General features: G+C 63.5%; 15 protein-coding genes. 4 read left to right on the top strand and 11 right to left on the bottom strand.

All coding sequences use genetic code 11. The annotated features are described in order from the left end of the window. Positions 1-14 precede the first annotated feature (14 nt). The 9 genes from QZY07_RS02505 to QZY07_RS02545 all read right to left on the bottom strand — a co-directional run bounded on the left by QZY07_RS02505 (position 15) and on the right by QZY07_RS02545 (position 8,890). Positions 15-317 (bottom strand): type II toxin-antitoxin system HigB family toxin, encoded by a 303-nt coding sequence (locus tag QZY07_RS02505; RefSeq protein ID WP_295399522.1) that lies wholly within the window; start codon positions 315-317, stop codon positions 15-17. A 60-nt stretch (positions 318-377) separates the two neighbouring features. Continuing rightward, the gene (locus tag QZY07_RS02510; protein ID WP_295399523.1) at positions 378-1,898 is read right to left on the bottom strand and encodes a dynamin family protein; all 1,521 of its coding nucleotides are present in this window, start codon (positions 1,896-1,898) and stop codon (positions 378-380) included. A 57-nt stretch (positions 1,899-1,955) separates the two neighbouring features. Continuing rightward, positions 1,956-2,537, bottom strand: a complete 582-nt coding sequence (locus QZY07_RS02515; protein ID WP_295399524.1) for a Uma2 family endonuclease — start codon at positions 2,535-2,537, stop codon at positions 1,956-1,958. A 464-nt stretch (positions 2,538-3,001) separates the two neighbouring features. Beyond that, positions 3,002-4,258 carry an SUMF1/EgtB/PvdO family nonheme iron enzyme gene (locus QZY07_RS02520; RefSeq protein ID WP_295399525.1) on the bottom strand — a complete coding sequence of 419 codons (1,257 nt, stop codon included), beginning with the start codon at positions 4,256-4,258 and terminating at the stop codon, positions 3,002-3,004. Positions 4,259-4,288: 30 nt separating this feature from the next. Continuing rightward, a complete protein-coding gene (locus tag QZY07_RS02525) occupies positions 4,289-6,547 on the bottom strand; it encodes a dynamin family protein (protein WP_295399526.1) in 2,259 nt (752 codons plus the stop codon). Positions 6,548-6,557: 10 nt separating this feature from the next. Further along, positions 6,558-6,767, bottom strand: coding sequence for a hypothetical protein (locus tag QZY07_RS02530; protein ID WP_295399527.1), 210 nt, complete (start codon positions 6,765-6,767; stop codon positions 6,558-6,560). Continuing rightward, complete coding sequence (locus QZY07_RS02535) at positions 6,768-7,949, bottom strand: hypothetical protein (protein WP_295399528.1); 1,182 nt, start codon at positions 7,947-7,949, stop codon at positions 6,768-6,770. It lies immediately after the preceding gene. A 107-nt stretch (positions 7,950-8,056) separates the two neighbouring features. Further along, positions 8,057-8,491 (bottom strand): dynamin family protein, encoded by a 435-nt coding sequence (locus QZY07_RS02540; RefSeq protein WP_295399529.1) that lies wholly within the window; start codon positions 8,489-8,491, stop codon positions 8,057-8,059. Positions 8,492-8,680: 189 nt separating this feature from the next. Then, positions 8,681-8,890, bottom strand: coding sequence for a hypothetical protein (locus tag QZY07_RS02545; RefSeq protein WP_295399530.1), 210 nt, complete (start codon positions 8,888-8,890; stop codon positions 8,681-8,683). Between the two features lie 253 nt (positions 8,891-9,143). Here QZY07_RS02545 and QZY07_RS02550 point away from each other — a divergent pair, with 253 nt between their 5' ends. Next, positions 9,144-9,467, top strand: coding sequence for a hypothetical protein (locus QZY07_RS02550; RefSeq protein ID WP_295399531.1), 324 nt, complete (start codon positions 9,144-9,146; stop codon positions 9,465-9,467). A 19-nt stretch (positions 9,468-9,486) separates the two neighbouring features. On the opposite strand, the gene QZY07_RS02555 is transcribed toward QZY07_RS02550, so the two are convergent. Together QZY07_RS02555 and QZY07_RS02560 are read right to left on the bottom strand one after the other, a co-directional pair. Next, positions 9,487-10,671: an aminotransferase class I/II-fold pyridoxal phosphate-dependent enzyme gene (locus tag QZY07_RS02555; protein ID WP_295399532.1), complete on the bottom strand. Its 1,185-nt coding sequence runs from the start codon at positions 10,669-10,671 to the stop codon at positions 9,487-9,489. 8 nt (positions 10,672-10,679) lie between these two features. Then, on the bottom strand, positions 10,680-11,459 hold the full coding sequence (locus tag QZY07_RS02560; RefSeq protein WP_295399533.1) for an HAD-IA family hydrolase: 780 nt from the start codon (positions 11,457-11,459) through the stop codon (positions 10,680-10,682). 241 nt (positions 11,460-11,700) lie between these two features. Between QZY07_RS02560 and dksA the strand changes: the two genes are divergently transcribed. From dksA to QZY07_RS02575, 3 genes are all read left to right on the top strand, one after another. Beyond that, positions 11,701-12,135, top strand: a complete 435-nt coding sequence (gene dksA / locus QZY07_RS02565; RefSeq protein ID WP_295399534.1) for an RNA polymerase-binding protein DksA — start codon at positions 11,701-11,703, stop codon at positions 12,133-12,135. 33 nt (positions 12,136-12,168) lie between these two features. Beyond that, positions 12,169-13,101, top strand: coding sequence for a tRNA glutamyl-Q(34) synthetase GluQRS (gluQRS, locus tag QZY07_RS02570; RefSeq protein WP_295399535.1), 933 nt, complete (start codon positions 12,169-12,171; stop codon positions 13,099-13,101). A gap of 329 nt (positions 13,102-13,430) precedes the next feature. Next, a complete protein-coding gene (locus QZY07_RS02575) occupies positions 13,431-14,441 on the top strand; it encodes a sulfotransferase (RefSeq protein ID WP_295399536.1) in 1,011 nt (336 codons plus the stop codon). Positions 14,442-14,684 lie beyond the last annotated feature (243 nt).

The raw sequence follows: 14,684 nt of genomic DNA on the forward strand, positions 1-14,684 counted from the left end.
TGAGTTCTTTTGGTTCAGATGGTTTGGGCGTCGATGACATCATATTGCGCGTGGGTACCGATGAAACGGATGTAGACGACCCGATAGGGATAGTTGATCCACACGACCAGCCGGTATTTGTTGCCGCCGAGATTGAAGACGACGCGACCGTCCTGGAGGATACTGGCGTGTCGAAAATCCGCCTTGACATCAGCGGGTGTCGCCCAGTCCGCCCGACAGGCCGCGCGATACCAAGCGAGTGCTGGCTCCTTGGCATCCTGGAAGGACGGCGTTTTCTCCCAGAAGGATTTCAGCGTGGAAAGAGCGATGATACGCATAAAAATGACCTTGGTTCCGTTTTGGGACTCGCGCGATCACGACGGCACAAGTCTCAGTCATCACCGGTTGCCCCTGGCCCAAGCCTCATGATCGGTATAGCGCGCCTCCAGCAGCGACAGGCTCAGCAGGGTCGCGGTCGCCCGTTCGGGTGGCGTCTCTGCGACCAAGGCTTGGGCGCTCTCGACCAGGCAGGCGAAACTGGAATCGAGCGCCTGGACGGCCGCCCGATGGTGCTCGCTCAGATGGCCGGCGAGATAGGCGCGCAGATCCGAAGTCGTGGGCTGGACCTGACGCAGAACGGCCTCGGCCCGCGCGAAAAACTGTCGCGCCGGTGCGAGCGCGCGCTCCAGATTGGCCTGCCAGTACTGACCCCACCAGGCGGCGAGCGGATGATCGTCCGGCAACGGGACGGGCGTGGCGAGACGCGCGGCGAGTTGCTCGGCGTCCGGGCATTCCAATTGGCGCCGCCAGACCGTCAACAGACGCTCCCGGAGCGCGGCGGCGTCGAGTCCCAACAGGCGGTGCATGTTCATGCCGGGCAGAAACTCGCCGCCCGGACAGGCCCGCGCGAGCAGTGCGCGCGCCTCCTCGATCCGCGCCTGGGCGAGCGGCAGATGGGCGCGCGGATCGGACTCGCCGGACCAGTGGCGCAGACCGGCGATCCAGGGATGCGCGGCTTGCGGCTCGGCTTGCGACCCGTCTTGCAGGGGCGCGAGCAGATGGCCCCAGAAGGTCTCGCGAAAGCTGGCCAACTCGTCCGGCGTCAGCTCCGCGAAATCCACCGCCAGCGAATGCAGGCGCAGCGCATCGGGGTCTTCGTCGAGTTCCCGCCATAGCGTCTCCACCCGTTCGCGCAGCCGTGCGCCGAGCCGCGCCTGATCGGCGGGCGGGCAATGGGTGATGACGAGGATCAGCGTCGGCTCGCCGACGAAATCCGCGTCGGCCAGGGCCGCGAGGAACTCGCGCAGACGCTCGGTATTCTGCTGTCCGTCGAGCCGATTGGCCGCGACCACGAAGACCAGCGCGAGATTGTGATAGCCCGTCATGATCTCGGCGGCGGCACTCTCGGCGAGCGCGTCCTCACCCGAATTCCAGCCCGGCAGGTCGATCAACAACAGCCGCTTGGGCTCCCGGTCGTCCTCGCCGTAACGGTCGCCGGTCGGCAGGAACAGACGGGGCTCGGTGATGGTCAGTTGCAGACGATAGCGCAGCGGGTCGGAGTCGCCCAGTTCCTCGCGCCGGGGGAAGGCGTGCAGGGTCTCGACCGGGATCGCCGCGTCATAATCGTTGGCCCGCTCGATCAGGGTCAGCGCCGGCGGCTCGCCATAGGTGATTTCGAGCGGCAGCCGGGTCTGGCGCTCCAGCGAACTGACCGGAAAGAGTGCCGGCGGGATGGCCGCGCCCAGCAACTCGCGCAGCAGACGGGTCTTGCCGGCGGAAAACTCGCCGATCACGCGCGCGCTCAACAGCCCGTCGGGCGGCGCGGTCGGGCGGGACAGGCGCTCGGCAAAGGCGCGCAGGGCGCGATAGACCGTCTCGGTGGCGGTCGAGTGTTGGGGGTCTTGACTGGCTTGCTTCATGCCGACGGCTCCTGAATGCGCGATGATTTCCGAGTTTCGATGGTGAAACGTTCGCGCTCACTCCCAAAGATCGCTGAGCGCAAGCCGCAAGGCATCGAAAGGCGCGACAGCGACGACTTCGTCTCCGGCGGCCTCGGCGATCAAGCGCCATGCCCCCCGATCAAGAGCAAAAGCCTCCAGCGTGTGCCGAACCGGATCCACCAGCCAGGCATCAGCGACGCCATAGCGGGCATAGAGCGGCAGCTTGATCTCGCGATCCTTGCTGGCGGTCGACGGCGACAACACCTCGCAGACCCAATCCGGGACAACCTCGAAACGGTGCCCTTCCGGAATCCGCGGCATTCGTGTCTTAAGCCATCCCGCCAGATCCGGTACCGCGACCTCAAGGTCGCGCACGAAATGGAGTTCCGGCTCGACGATGACCCACCAGCCACCGGGGCCGCCGCGCCCCTTGCCGAAGGGAGAACCGAGTTCGGTTTGCAGGTTGGAGGCGGCAAGCGCATGGAGACCGGTCGGGCGGGGCTGCGCATGCAACTGGCCAGCGAGGATCTCTCCGGTCAACCCCTCGGGCAACGCCTCAAGGTCGTCGTAGAGTGTCGGGCGGCGGGCGGATTGCAATGGTTGAGCGATGTCGATCATGTTGGTCTCCGGTTGCAAAGGATGCACGATACGCATCTTACGAGGCCGTCATCTCCCAGCATGAGAGCCAGGGGTGTCCACACAACACGAACATTGTTGTTTTCTTGACAACATTTCATGGCGTCTCTGGCTCCCACGCTCCGGCGTGGGAGCAGGCGGCGACGCTCCAGCGTTGCGTCTCGAACCCTTGTACCCAAGCCGACAGTGTCGCCTGCCATGTGCCCGCGCCGGCGCATCTCGGCAAGACCGTCGCGAGCGGCATGTCCTTGTGGCCACTCGGCAACCGCCTGACCGAGTGTCGTCGGATGCGGCGAACGAGAGTGAGCCACCTTGGGTCGCGAGTGATGCGGTACGGCTGGAACTCGTGCTCAAGGCGGCCTGATGCGCCCGCTCGCTGGAAGGAAACACCCGGCGACGATCTTCGCCGACTTCCAAAGCCGCGCCATCATTCGGCGTATGCTCAGTTAGTCGATGAGGATGTCGCAACACACCCGAAACCCGTAGTAACAATCGTAGCGGCGGTCGGGAGCGCGGAAACGGGACGCGGCGCGACACCTCATCGGTGAGTCGCGCCAGGAGCCGCCGCGTAGCACACGGTCTTCCGTCTCTGCATTTGTCTCCCAGGCCGAGCCATCCGGCGGTGCGCCTGCGTAGCTTCCGTGCCAGCGATCCTGGCACCATTCCCGGACGTTGCCATGGACCTGATAGAGTCCGAAGGAATTGGAGGCAAACTGCTTGACTGGCACCGTGCATGTGCGCTTTTCACCTGCATAGCTGGCCCAGCGAGTGTCGATCCCGTTACCCCACCAGAATGCGCTAGCACTGCCAGCGCGCGCTGCGTATTCCCATTCGGCCTCGCTTGGCAGACGATAGACAAATCCAGTCTGTTCGGTGAGCCAAACGCAATAGGTTTGTGCCGCGTTCCAGGTGACATTGATCGCCGGCATCCAGCCACGTCCCCAGCCTTGATCATGAGGTTTTTCCTGTCCGCTCTGGCGACAGAAGGCGTCGTATTCGTTGAAAGTTACGGCGCAGCTGCCGATGGCGAAAGCGCTGGCAAGAGTCACCGGATGCTGGGGGCCTTCGTCATGTTGTCTGTCTTGTTCGTCGTTGGGCGCACCCATAAGAAAGTGTCCCGGCGGGATAATCAGCATCTCCGGACCCTTGCCGCCATCTTTTAGCGGATGGTGGAAAACGACCGACAAGCTCAGTGCCTCGGCGATCTCGCGTCGGAATCGCTCCACCACGGCAGGAGGCTGACCATGCAGATTCTGCGATTTCAGAAGCTGCCGCATACGCTCCCGACGTTCGATCTGATCGTTCAGCCGCTGCAAGGTTTTGGCGACGTCTCTGGACTGTTCAGTGAATTGTTGGCTCTGCTGTTTCAACTGCGCGGCAAGCAACTGCTCACGCTGTTCAAGCCGGTCAACTCTGGCGCTCAATTTGGCCGATGTCTCGACGACGCTGGCCGCCTGTGCCGCAATCCTTGCCAGTTGACGCAGATAGTCGTCGGTACGCGCATCGATGCCGAGTTCGAGAAACCGCAGGAGTTCCTCCTGTGGAATCGGTGGCTGAATCGCTTGGTTATCCATTGGCGTCTGCTCGTTCGCGACATCGGTCGTCAGTTCAAGAAACCGCGCCCGCTCCTCCTGTTCCAGAATCTGTCGGGCGCGCGCCGATTCTTGGTCGACCCGTAGAACGCCGGCCAATTTTTCCCACATTTTTCTATTCTCCGTGCCAAAGGATCTCGCTCAATCCAAAACCGCCAGCGCCGCCCTTACCCCCTCGGCCTCCATCCGCAGCCGCTCAAGCGCGGCCTCGCGCTCGGCGGGCGCCGACTCGATACGTAACTCCAGCGTCTCCAACTCGGCCAAACGCTCGCCGAGCAACGCCTCGATCCGGGTCTCCCAATCGTCGCGCGCCCGCGCCCGCAGCAGCTCGGTCATATGCCCGGTCTGTTGCTCGAAACCGCGTCGCCAGTGGGCCAGCGCGCGTTCGACCTGACGCTGGAGCGCGCTCAGACGCTCGGCGCGGGCGGATTGCTCATAGGCCTGGCGGCGCTCCTCGGCACGGCGGGTCAGTTCGTCGAGCCGGGTCTGTAGATGCGCCTGCTCCTTGCGGCTCTGCTCCAGCGCCCAGCCGGTGAGTTGGCGTTCGTTGGCGATGTCCTCGCAGCGCGCCAGTTGGGCGCGCGCCTCGCGCGCCTGCGTATCCAGCACGGCGAGTGCCGACCGCTGTTGCGCCTGAGCCTCGGGGTCGATGACCTCGATCTCTTGAGGACCGCCACTCAAGGCCGCACCGATCCGCTCGCCCCAGTAACCCAGTGACAAGCCTTCAAGCATCTTGAGCTTGTCGGCGATGGGCGGGGGCACCATACCCGTCAACTCGCCGCCCTTGCGGACGGTTTGCGCGACCTCGATGGTCTTGGTCACGGTTGAGGCGATGCGGGCCGTGTTGACCGCGACACCCGCGACCTTGGCGGTTTTGCCGACGAGCGAAGCGACCTTGAGGCCAGCCAGGGGCGCGGCCACGAACCACAACCCGACATCGGCGATTTCACCGAGCATCCGCCCGAACATCGCGCCGGCGTTACTGCCTTCGATCCGCTCAATGATCCGCGGCAGGGGCAGCGCGGCCAGTTGTTCGCGCTGCGTCAGGAGTTCACGCAGCGCGCGCTCCGGCTCGGTCAGGTCCATCTCCGGCAGGCGGGCCAGACGTTCTGCCTGGGCCGCAAACTCGCCCGCGCGCGCCTCCAACTCGCTCTGAAGCTGAGAGAAACGGGCCAGGTCAAGGAAGTCGCCGGGCGCGACGGGTTCCGTCGGGGGCAGACGCAGGTTGAGCGCCGTGACCTGGGCCTCGGGCAGATCCAGACCGCCATGTTCGGCGGACAATTCGCTCAAGCCGCGCGCCACCGCGCTCAAGGCGGCGCGCAGCGCCTCGGCGCCGTCTTGGGAAAAGGTCTCCCAATCCGCTTCCTCCTGGACCGTCTCGGCCAATGGGATCAGCGCGCGATCCAGTCCTTGGTTGCCCTGTTGGACAATCCCCCGTGCCTTGACCGAGAGTGCCTCGCGCGCCTCCCGCGCACGCGCGTGGTGGGTGGATTTGAGTTCGGTCAGCGCCGTGCGGCGTTGCAAGAGTTCGGAGCGCAGGACGCGGGTGTCTTCCTCGGAGCGCGCGGCGCAGGCGCGTTGCGCATCGGCGTTCTGGCCGAGCGCGTTTTCCAGCAGCGGGCGCAACTCGGCGCACAGGCGGCGCAGCCGGATCGCGCCGCGGTCGTCGCGCGCGCGGGCGAGGAAGTCGCGAATGTCCTCGCATCCGAGGCCGTGGCGGCTGACGGGCGCGAGACGGGCACGGATTCCGGCCTGGGATTCGATCTGGCTCGACCAGCGATCCAGATCCGGACGCTGTTCGCCGCGCGTCACTGCCTCCTCGATCTCGTCCCAGCGCGCGACCAGGAGCTTGACGCGCTTGCCGTCGCCGGCGATCTGGCGCAGCGTGGCCATGTCGGCGGCGTCCGGGCCGCGCGGGGCGATCAGATAGAGCACGGCGTCGGCCTGCTGGATTTGGGCGGCGGTGTAGTCGCGGTTGCGCGACGACATCCCTCCGAGTCCGGGCAGATCGACGATCGAGATCCCGCGCAGCCAGTCGAGCGGGAGCGCGACCGCGGCGCAGGCGGCACCCTCGGGCGCCTCGGTGGTGGCGCGCGCCAGGCCGTCGGCGTCGAGCGGCAGGACACTGCCGTCGCTCCCGATGAGTTGCATGGTGCGCGTCGGGCCGTACTCGATGAAGGTCGGCAACGCGGTGGTCTCCTCGCGCGCGGTCTGGAGCAGGGGTTCGCCGATCAGCGTGTTGAGCAGGCTGCTCTTGCCGACCGAGAAGGCGCCAAGCAGGATAATCCGGAGCGGCGCGTCGGAGGGCAGAAGGCGCTCGGCGAGCCGGTCGACCGTCTCGTGCCAGGATGTGGGCAAGCGATTTTTGACCTCGTCGAGCAGTGGCTGTGGGGTATTCATGGTTGTCTCCTCAGGCATTGAGCGCGGTCTGGGTCAGATCCTGGACCTCGGCCAGCGCCTGACGGCCCGCGGCGAGTTCGGCGCGGCGCGCCTCGATCTGGACTTGGTCCTGTTGCAGCAGGGTCTGAATCTCCTGCTGCTGGGCGCGTTTGGCGTTCAGCGGTTCGAGCATCTGTTCCTGGACGCAACCCGCCAGCATCCCGGCCTGGTCCATAAACACCTAGAACAGCGTGTCGGCGAGATAACGCTCGATGGCCTCGACGATCTCGGTCAGTTGGGCGGTGGTATTGCGGTGCAGCCGCTTGAGCGTGTCCTGAACCAGCGCCTCCTCGTCCTGCCGCGCCTGCTGCTCGGCGGCGCGCATTTCCTTTTCCTTTTGGGCCATCTGCCGCTCGTATTTCTTGCGCGCGGCTTCGAGATTGATGAGGCGTCCGGTGCGCGCGAATTCTTCGTCCTGAATCGCCTGCAAGGCCGCCTCGCGCTCGCGCTGGGTCTCGCGCAATTCGGCGCGTTCGCTCTCGTAACGCTTGAGGTTGCGGTCATCCTTGCGAGTGACGGTTTCATAGGTGGCAGAGAGCCAGAGGAAACCGCTGCCCCAATCACTGGCCTTGCGTCTTTCCTCATAGACCAAGGGTGCCGGCGGGGAACCCATGCCTTCCAGTTGGCGCTGGACGCGCGTCAGATTCGCCTCGGCCTGACGGCGCTTCTGTTCATCAATGGCGTTGTTCGCAAGCTCAGTATCGAGCGAGTTGAGTTCGTCGTTCAGCCGCTCCATCTCCTCGTTCAGCTGCGCGCTGCGACGGCGATGATCTTCCAGCGCCGAAAAATCGAAATCCAGATTGAGCGCGAGTTCAGGCAGCCGGATGTGCATCTTTCCCAGATTGGATTCGATGTGACTGGCATGCTGGGCCATGGCGTCCAGATAGCGGGCGCGCAGTCCATCGAGCCCCTGGCGCAGTTGGTCTTTCTGTTGCCGCCAATTCTGGTCGAGCTGGGTCGCCATGCCTTTGTATTGCCGATCCAACTCCTCGGGAAGACCGATCTTCGGGTGCTTGTTGGCCAGCATCCGGCGGATGTAAGACTCGGTCACCTGATCCTCGATCGAGTCGCGCAGACCGGTCAGCGGTTTGAGCAGTTGGTCGCGAATGGCGTCGATGATGACGCGCGCCGCGCGCTCGTGCTCCTCGCGCGATTCGGCGGTTTCGCGATCCTCGTCCTGCTTGAGTTCGCGGATTTCCAGGTCGAGCCGCTGTAGCTCCTGGGCGCGGGCCTCGGCGCTCGTGTCGGCGTCGAGCTGGCGGAGCTCGCTGTCGATGTAGTCGGCGAGCTGCGATTGGATGTCGGCTAACTGGGTCAGCGGCTTGAGGATGATCTGCGCCTGGGCCTCGCCGCTGGTCACCATCTCGGCGATGCGCTGAGCCAGGCGGTCGATGCCCGAGCGTCGGCGGCGCTCGGGGTCCGGATCGCGGCCCCAGCGGGCGCTGACTCCGAACAGATGATCGGGGCTGGTCAGGCGGGCGATCTTCTCGCCGTGGCTGTCTCCAAGGATCTTGGTTTGAGCGCCTCATCGTCGCTCCAGGCGATTTCTTCGGCTGGCCTGCCATCCTGATAGTGGATCAGAATGAATCGTTCATCACGCCCAGGCGACAGCGCATGTAAGAAGGTATTGACTGCGGTGGTGGCATCGTTAGCGACCCAAAGTAATTCGATGCCAAGCAGGGCATTCAGTAATTCGGACTTGCCGCGCGAGAATTCGCCCAGCACTGCCAACTGCACCCGGTCGGATTCCAGACCGCGCTTGAGTTCGTCGAAGCGGGCGTGCGCGGTTTTGAGTTCGGCGCTGCCGAAACGCCCGAACAGGTCTTGCGTGCGTGCGAGACAATCGCGTGCCCGCTGGATGTGGAATTGGCGCTCTTCAAGACCGCGCGACAGGGATTCGTTCATGGCAGAAGCCTGATGAAGAGGTTGGATGTCCATCGTGATCGGTTACCTGAGCAGGAAAGCGTGATAGCGGAACAGTGGCGCACCCATCACAGCAGGTACGCCTGTCGCTTAGGCGTGCGAAAATCAACGCGAATGGCTTGTGTGATCGGCGCCCCTCCTTGCCGCGAACTCGAACGCATGCCGACGGCTCTAACGGTTTCCGGCAAGCCCGCGCAAGGCGGCGGACAGCAATCCGAGGGGATTTGCGAGACTGGATCGCCGCGTCAGCGGCGCATGGCCGCAGGCGGGGCAGGCATCGAAATATTCGCCCGGCATGAGCGCATCGCTGCGCGGCGCCACGGTCTTTGACCAACCGCAGGCGGGACAACCGACGGTGATGGGTGCGGGAAGGATTGGCATCGTGACGTTCCCTATTATCCTTGTCGATCTCGCGCACCCGCGCAGACGCGCCAGGCATCTCGAATGGCGGTCTCGCGCGGAGGCTGACGCCACGAAAAACAGTTTAAAGGCAAATCCGTGGTTAAAATGTCATTTTATCTGGTCACATGCCAAAAATTGATCGGCAGTGTGAACCCGTTGGCATTCTGACCATCACGATTTTGCGACGCCTGACATGCTCAGGATGCTCCCCCAACAACCGAGAGACCAAACCATGCTCAATAAAACCAGACGCTTTTTGACCTCCCTGTTGCCCGTCGCTCCGAATCGTCGCGGCGAGTGCAACCGCTGCGGTAGCTGTTGCAAGCTCCCCTACCCCTGCCCTTTTCTGCGCTTCGATGACGCAGGACTGAGCAGTTGCGCCGTCTATTACTTCCGCCCGCCCAGTTGTCGTAAATATCCGCGCGTCGCGGCCGAGAACCTGACCCCGCAAACCTGCGGGTTCTTTTTCGTCGCGCCGGAACAGATCGGCCACCGACCCGCGCCCGGTTTCGAGCCAGCATCGGTACAGGTTCGGACCGCCGAAGAGCCTGGGTGAGGTGCCGCGTCGCGACGGGTCAGCCGCCTGACAGAAACTCCCCGATCCGTCGCACGCCCTCGTCCAGCTCGCGAAGATCGCGGGTATAGGCGAAGCGCACATGCCGCCCCGCCGCATGTTCGCCGAAGTCCTGACCGGGCGTCACCGCGACGCCTGCCTCCTGCAGCAGCCGGGACGCGAAACTCATCGCGTCCTCCGCCACCCGCTCGGGCAGACCCGCGTAGAGATAGAAGGCACCGGCGGGCACATTCGGGATCCAGAAACCGAGCCCGCGCAGCGCGCTTAACAGCCGGTCGCGCCGCTGCCGAAAGATCCCGCGCCGTTCCTCGACGATTGCCAGCGTCGTCGCGTCGAAGGCCGCCAGCGCCGCATGCTGGGCCAGCGTGTTGGCGGCGATGTAGAGATTCTGCGCCAGACGCTCCAGCACCCCGACCGCCTCCCGTGGCGCGATCGCCCAGCCGATGCGCCAGCCGGTCATGCCGAAATATTTGGAAAAACTGTTGATGACATAGAGATCGGTCGACCCGACCGACAAGGCGGTGCGGGCGGGCGTCTCATAGGTGAGCCCCCGATAGATCTCGTCGACGATCAGCGCCGCCCCGCGCGCGCGGCAGAGCGCGTACAGTTCGGCGAGCGCGGCGGGATCCAGCACCGAGCCGGTCGGATTGGCGGGCGAGGCGACGAGCACCGCGCGAATCCCCTGCCCCCAGGCCGCTTCCGCCTGCCCAACGGTCAAGCGATAGTCGTTCTCCGGTGTCAGCGGAACCGCCACCGGTTCGACCCCCATCAGGCGCAGCACCTGCCGATAGCAGGGATAGGAGGGATCGCCGATCAGCACGCGGTCGCCCGGCTCCAGCAGCGCGGAGAACGTCAGTTGCAAGGCACCGGAAGCGCCCGGCGCGATCAGCACGCGCGCGGGTTCGACTGTCACGCCGTCGCGCCGTCCATAGTCGTCCGCAATCGCCTGCCGCAAGGCCGGCAGACCCGCCGCCGGGGTATAGCGCGTCTGACCTCGGGCAAGCGCCGCCTGCCCCGCCGCCACGATGGGCGCGGGGGTCGGGAAATCCGGCTCGCCGATCTCCAGATGCACGATGGAGCGCCCGAGCGCCTCCAGTTCACGCGTCCGCGCCAGCAGGCGCATCACATGAAAGGGCTCCACCGCCCGGGCGCGGGCCGCGAGATGGCTGTCGCCGAGGTTCCGCATGGACGGCTTCACGCGTCCTGATGCGCCAGACGGTGCAGCCGATCCAGCGTCGCCAGATCGACGAAGGGGCTGTCGCCAAGCGCGCCGGACAGCACGCGCGCGGGCTGTCCGGGATCGCCGAGCCGATCCACCACCAGTGGCGCGGCCGCGAAATCCTGCGCGGCGGTATAGTCGTTGACAGTCACCAGCAGCGCCTTCAACCCGGCCGCCAGCGCCGCGCGCGCGCCATTGTCGGAGTCCTCGACCGCCACGCACTCGCGCGCGTCGAGTCCCAGCTCGTCGAGCGCCAGCCGAAAGATATCCGGCGCCGGCTTTTTGGCCGGCACCACATCCCCCGCCGCGATCACCTCGAACCAGTCCCGCAGACCGGGCTCGCCGCAATGATCGAGCAATTCGGTCACATTTTCCGGCGTGGTCGTGGTCGCGATCGCCAGCCGGATCCCGGCCGCGCGTGCCTCGCGCAACAGACGCAGCACGCCGGGACGCAGCGGAATAGCCCCGGTTTGCAGCAGCGACACATACTGCCGGGTCTTCGCGCGATGCAGACCGCCGATAAAGGCGTCCGGATCCAGCGCCGGGTCGAGCCGGATGCCGTCGGATTCCATGAAATAGCGAATCCGCTCCTTGCCGCCGGTCACCGTCAGCAGTTCGCCGTAACGCTCGACATCCCAGACCCAATCCAGACCGGCCTCCGCGAAGGCGGCATTGAAGGCGGGCCGATGGCCATCGCGCTCGGTATCGGCGAGCGTGCCATCGACATCGAAAAGAATGGCCTTGAACCCATACATATCAGGACTCCAAACGCTGAATCGTCACTGTCCGCGCGGCACGCGCAAGCATGAAGATTACCTGACTACGGATGCCCGCGCATCGCTGGCGCTCCGTGGAGCGGTACTTTCCGCGATCTGTCGAGTTGCCCCATTGACTCAGATCTGGTACTTAAGAGCGTTTTTCGCGGTGCGGATCCGGAAATGACTTTGGATCCACGCTGTGGGCATTCCACCACGACGAAGCCTTCGGGAGAGATCAATGGCCGAAGCTAAAGCACAAGAAACCACGGGATTCGGATTCGCGCCCTACAACGCCGGTAACGATGAAGAATACATGAACCCCCAGCAGGAGGAGCACTTCCGCAATATCCTGCTGGCGTGGAAGCAATCCCTGATGGAGGAGGTGGATCGCACCGTCCACCATATGCAGGACGACGCGACGAATTTCCCGGACCCCAATGATCGCGCCACCCAGGAGTCCGAGTTCAGCCTGGAACTGCGCACCCGCGACCGGGAGCGCAAGCTGATCAAAAAGATCGACGAGGCGCTCGGTCGCATCGATGACCACGATTACGGCTTCTGCGAAGCGTGCGGCGTGGAGATCGGCATCCGCCGGCTGGAGGCGCGTCCCACCGCCACGCTGTGCATCGACTGCAAGACGCTCGACGAGATCCGCGAAAAACAACGCGGCTGAGTGTCGGCGCGCCCACACGCTCTCCCTGAGCCGATGTCCGGGCCAGCCACCGCCCCCCGGGCGGGCTACCGGGGGCGTTTCGCCCCCTCCCCGACCGGACCGCTGCATTTCGGCTCCCTGCTCGCGGCCGTGGCGAGCTACGCCGACGCCCGCGCGCAGGCAGGCGCCTGGCTGGTGCGTCTGGAAGACCTGGACCGCCCGCGCGAGGTTCCCGGTGCCGCCGACGACATCCTGCGCACCCTCCAGGCATTCGGTTTCGTGTGGGACGAACCTGTTCTTTTTCAGCGCGACCGCTCCGACGCCTACCAGACCGCGCTGGACCGACTCGCCGCGCGCGGCCTGACCTATCCCTGCGGTTGCAGCCGGGCCGAGATCGCCCGGCTGGGCCTGCCCGGTCGCGAAGGCCCCATCTATCCCGGAACCTGTCGCGCGGGTCTGCCGCCGGGGCACCGGCCGCGCACCGTGCGACTGCGCGTGCCCGCGCAGCCGATCGCGTTCGTGGACCGCATCCAGGGCGCGCAGGCGCAATCGATCGCGACAGCGGTCGGCGATTTCGTGCTCCAACGCGCCGATGGCATCCACGCCTATCAGCTCGCGGTCGTCGTCGACGATGCCTGGCAGGGAATCACCCAGGCGGTGCGCGGTGCCGACCTACTGCTCTCCACGCCACGTCAAATCCTGCTCCAGCAGTCCTTGGGTCTGAGCCAGCCAGACTATGCCCATGTGCCGCTGGCGGTGGATGACGGGGGTCGCAAACTCAGCAAATCGCTCGCCGCCGCGCCGGTCGATCCGAGCGACCCGCTTCCGGCCCTGAGACGAGCCTGGGAGCTGTTAGGTCAGGAGACGTTACCCTTGGGGAGAGCGATTCATGGCTGTCCAATCGCGCGCTTCTGGTCACAGGCCAGCGTCCGGTGGCGGATCGAACGGGTTCCGGCCAGACCGACGATCCGTATCGGCTCGCATTGACGAAGATTATGCTCAAGCGGCTGGGGATGACCATCAGCTCCCCATCCATCCCAGACATGACGTCGTTAACGCCTGCACATACCGAAAAATCAGTGGGTCCATGCCAACCGAGCGAAAGTTCACTTCCTTTCGGGATACCCGATGATGTCGCGGCTGACTTGACGACCTGCGTGATGTCATTGAAGATTGAGTTCGCAAGTGTTGAGAGGTTTCTCTGAGTGATCTCCAGAGCGATTCCGTTCATCCTAAACGAATCCGACGTTTTTAAGTTCATCACCGGATAGCGGATTGCAAGGTCATATTTTAATGAATGAAGCATATGGGGTGTCATGATGATAACGAACAACACGTTCGACAACGGTCCTATTTTTCTGGTCGGCATGAATGGTTCCGGGACAACCATGCTCGCCGATAATTTAGGGAACTCTCCCCATTTGTATGTTTTTCCTCTGGAAACAAGAATTATTCCCTGGCTGATCAAACACCTGAATGACTACGGCGATCTCAAAGAACCTGTGAATCTGGAGCGACTCTTGAGCGATTTCAGCAAATCTCGCGCTCTGCGCAAGGTTGCGCCCGACCTGGGGATAACCGTCAGCGAGGTTGCCGAGCCAACGTTATCCGGGGTGGTGGATGCCGTTTTCAGGAAAATCGCAATCTCCAAGAAGGGAGTAAGCCGATGGGCGGAAAAATCCCCGATGAACATTCAACACATGATCGACATTGCGGAGATGATTCCAACCGCGCGATTTCTGCACATTTATCGCGATGGTCGTGACGCGGCGATCTCCAATAAGCGTCGCTGGAATAAACCGTTGCGATGGTCTATGTATCGATGGGCTCAGATCGTGAGTCAGGGGAGAATTGACGGCGGATTGCTTGGTACTGAACGCTATTTCGAGCTCAGTTACGAGGATCTAACGAAAGAACCGGAAAAATGGCTGAACCGTATTTGTATATTCATTGGCATACCGTATGAAGATGATCTTTTGCGCTCCTCGATGCCATATTTCAATAGCCTATCGCGATTGAAAAATGAGACGAAGAGTGGCGATATTCTTCCGAACAGTGAAAAATGGAAAACGCATCTTCAGCCCCGCGATTTAATCGCGCTCGAAAAATTAGGCGGTAGACTCTTGTCCGAGCTTGGTTACAATACCCGCTTCCCAAACAGTCAGGACATGCCCTCGGCTTGGCAAATCCGCTTATGGGAACTGAGCGATTATCTTACTAAAATTCTGCATCTATCGAAACGACATCGTCAATTCATGCGTTCGCCAGCGCTATTGTGGCGCTTAATTCGCGATGGTTTGAGGTATAAGAGAACACTGCGCCACTAGCCGATAAAGAGCGGCGCCGACGCGTCAGAGCGATGACGAAACGGCTCCCGTTCCCCTAGCAGCCTGTCGGACTTAATGGGCAAAGTCGCCTTTTGAGCACCTTATACTGATGGTTCGCTCAATTTTACCCCTCGGTTCATGAAATGACGGCAAGCTACAGGGACTTGCTGTCTTTGAATCATGCACACGATGGAAACACCACCCACAGTTACACGCATCGAACGGGTTGATGACATCCCCCTG

Source organism: uncultured Thiocystis sp. (assembly GCF_903866365.1).
In the GTDB taxonomy this organism is placed as follows: domain Bacteria; phylum Pseudomonadota; class Gammaproteobacteria; order Chromatiales; family Chromatiaceae; genus Chromatium.

What these genes read in the sequence shown, in the direction of transcription:
- QZY07_RS02505 (WP_295399522.1), bottom strand. Translation starts at nt 317, where the DNA reads ATGCGTATCATCGCTCTTTCCACGCTGAAATCCTTCTGGGAGAAAACG.
- QZY07_RS02510 (WP_295399523.1), bottom strand. Translation starts at nt 1,898, where the DNA reads ATGAAGCAAGCCAGTCAAGACCCCCAACACTCGACCGCCACCGAGACG.
- QZY07_RS02515 (WP_295399524.1), bottom strand. Translation starts at nt 2,537, where the DNA reads ATGATCGACATCGCTCAACCATTGCAATCCGCCCGCCGCCCGACACTC.
- QZY07_RS02520 (WP_295399525.1), bottom strand. Translation starts at nt 4,258, where the DNA reads ATGTGGGAAAAATTGGCCGGCGTTCTACGGGTCGACCAAGAATCGGCG.
- QZY07_RS02525 (WP_295399526.1), bottom strand. Translation starts at nt 6,547, where the DNA reads ATGAATACCCCACAGCCACTGCTCGACGAGGTCAAAAATCGCTTGCCC.
- QZY07_RS02535 (WP_295399528.1), bottom strand. Translation starts at nt 7,949, where the DNA reads ATGGTGACCAGCGGCGAGGCCCAGGCGCAGATCATCCTCAAGCCGCTG.
- QZY07_RS02540 (WP_295399529.1), bottom strand. Translation starts at nt 8,491, where the DNA reads ATGAACGAATCCCTGTCGCGCGGTCTTGAAGAGCGCCAATTCCACATC.
- QZY07_RS02545 (WP_295399530.1), bottom strand. Translation starts at nt 8,890, where the DNA reads ATGCCAATCCTTCCCGCACCCATCACCGTCGGTTGTCCCGCCTGCGGT.
- QZY07_RS02550 (WP_295399531.1), top strand. Translation starts at nt 9,144, where the DNA reads ATGCTCAATAAAACCAGACGCTTTTTGACCTCCCTGTTGCCCGTCGCT.
- QZY07_RS02555 (WP_295399532.1), bottom strand. Translation starts at nt 10,671, where the DNA reads ATGCGGAACCTCGGCGACAGCCATCTCGCGGCCCGCGCCCGGGCGGTG.
- QZY07_RS02560 (WP_295399533.1), bottom strand. Translation starts at nt 11,459, where the DNA reads ATGTATGGGTTCAAGGCCATTCTTTTCGATGTCGATGGCACGCTCGCC.
- dksA (WP_295399534.1), top strand. Translation starts at nt 11,701, where the DNA reads ATGGCCGAAGCTAAAGCACAAGAAACCACGGGATTCGGATTCGCGCCC.
- gluQRS (WP_295399535.1), top strand. Translation starts at nt 12,169, where the DNA reads ATGTCCGGGCCAGCCACCGCCCCCCGGGCGGGCTACCGGGGGCGTTTC.
- QZY07_RS02575 (WP_295399536.1), top strand. Translation starts at nt 13,431, where the DNA reads ATGATGATAACGAACAACACGTTCGACAACGGTCCTATTTTTCTGGTC.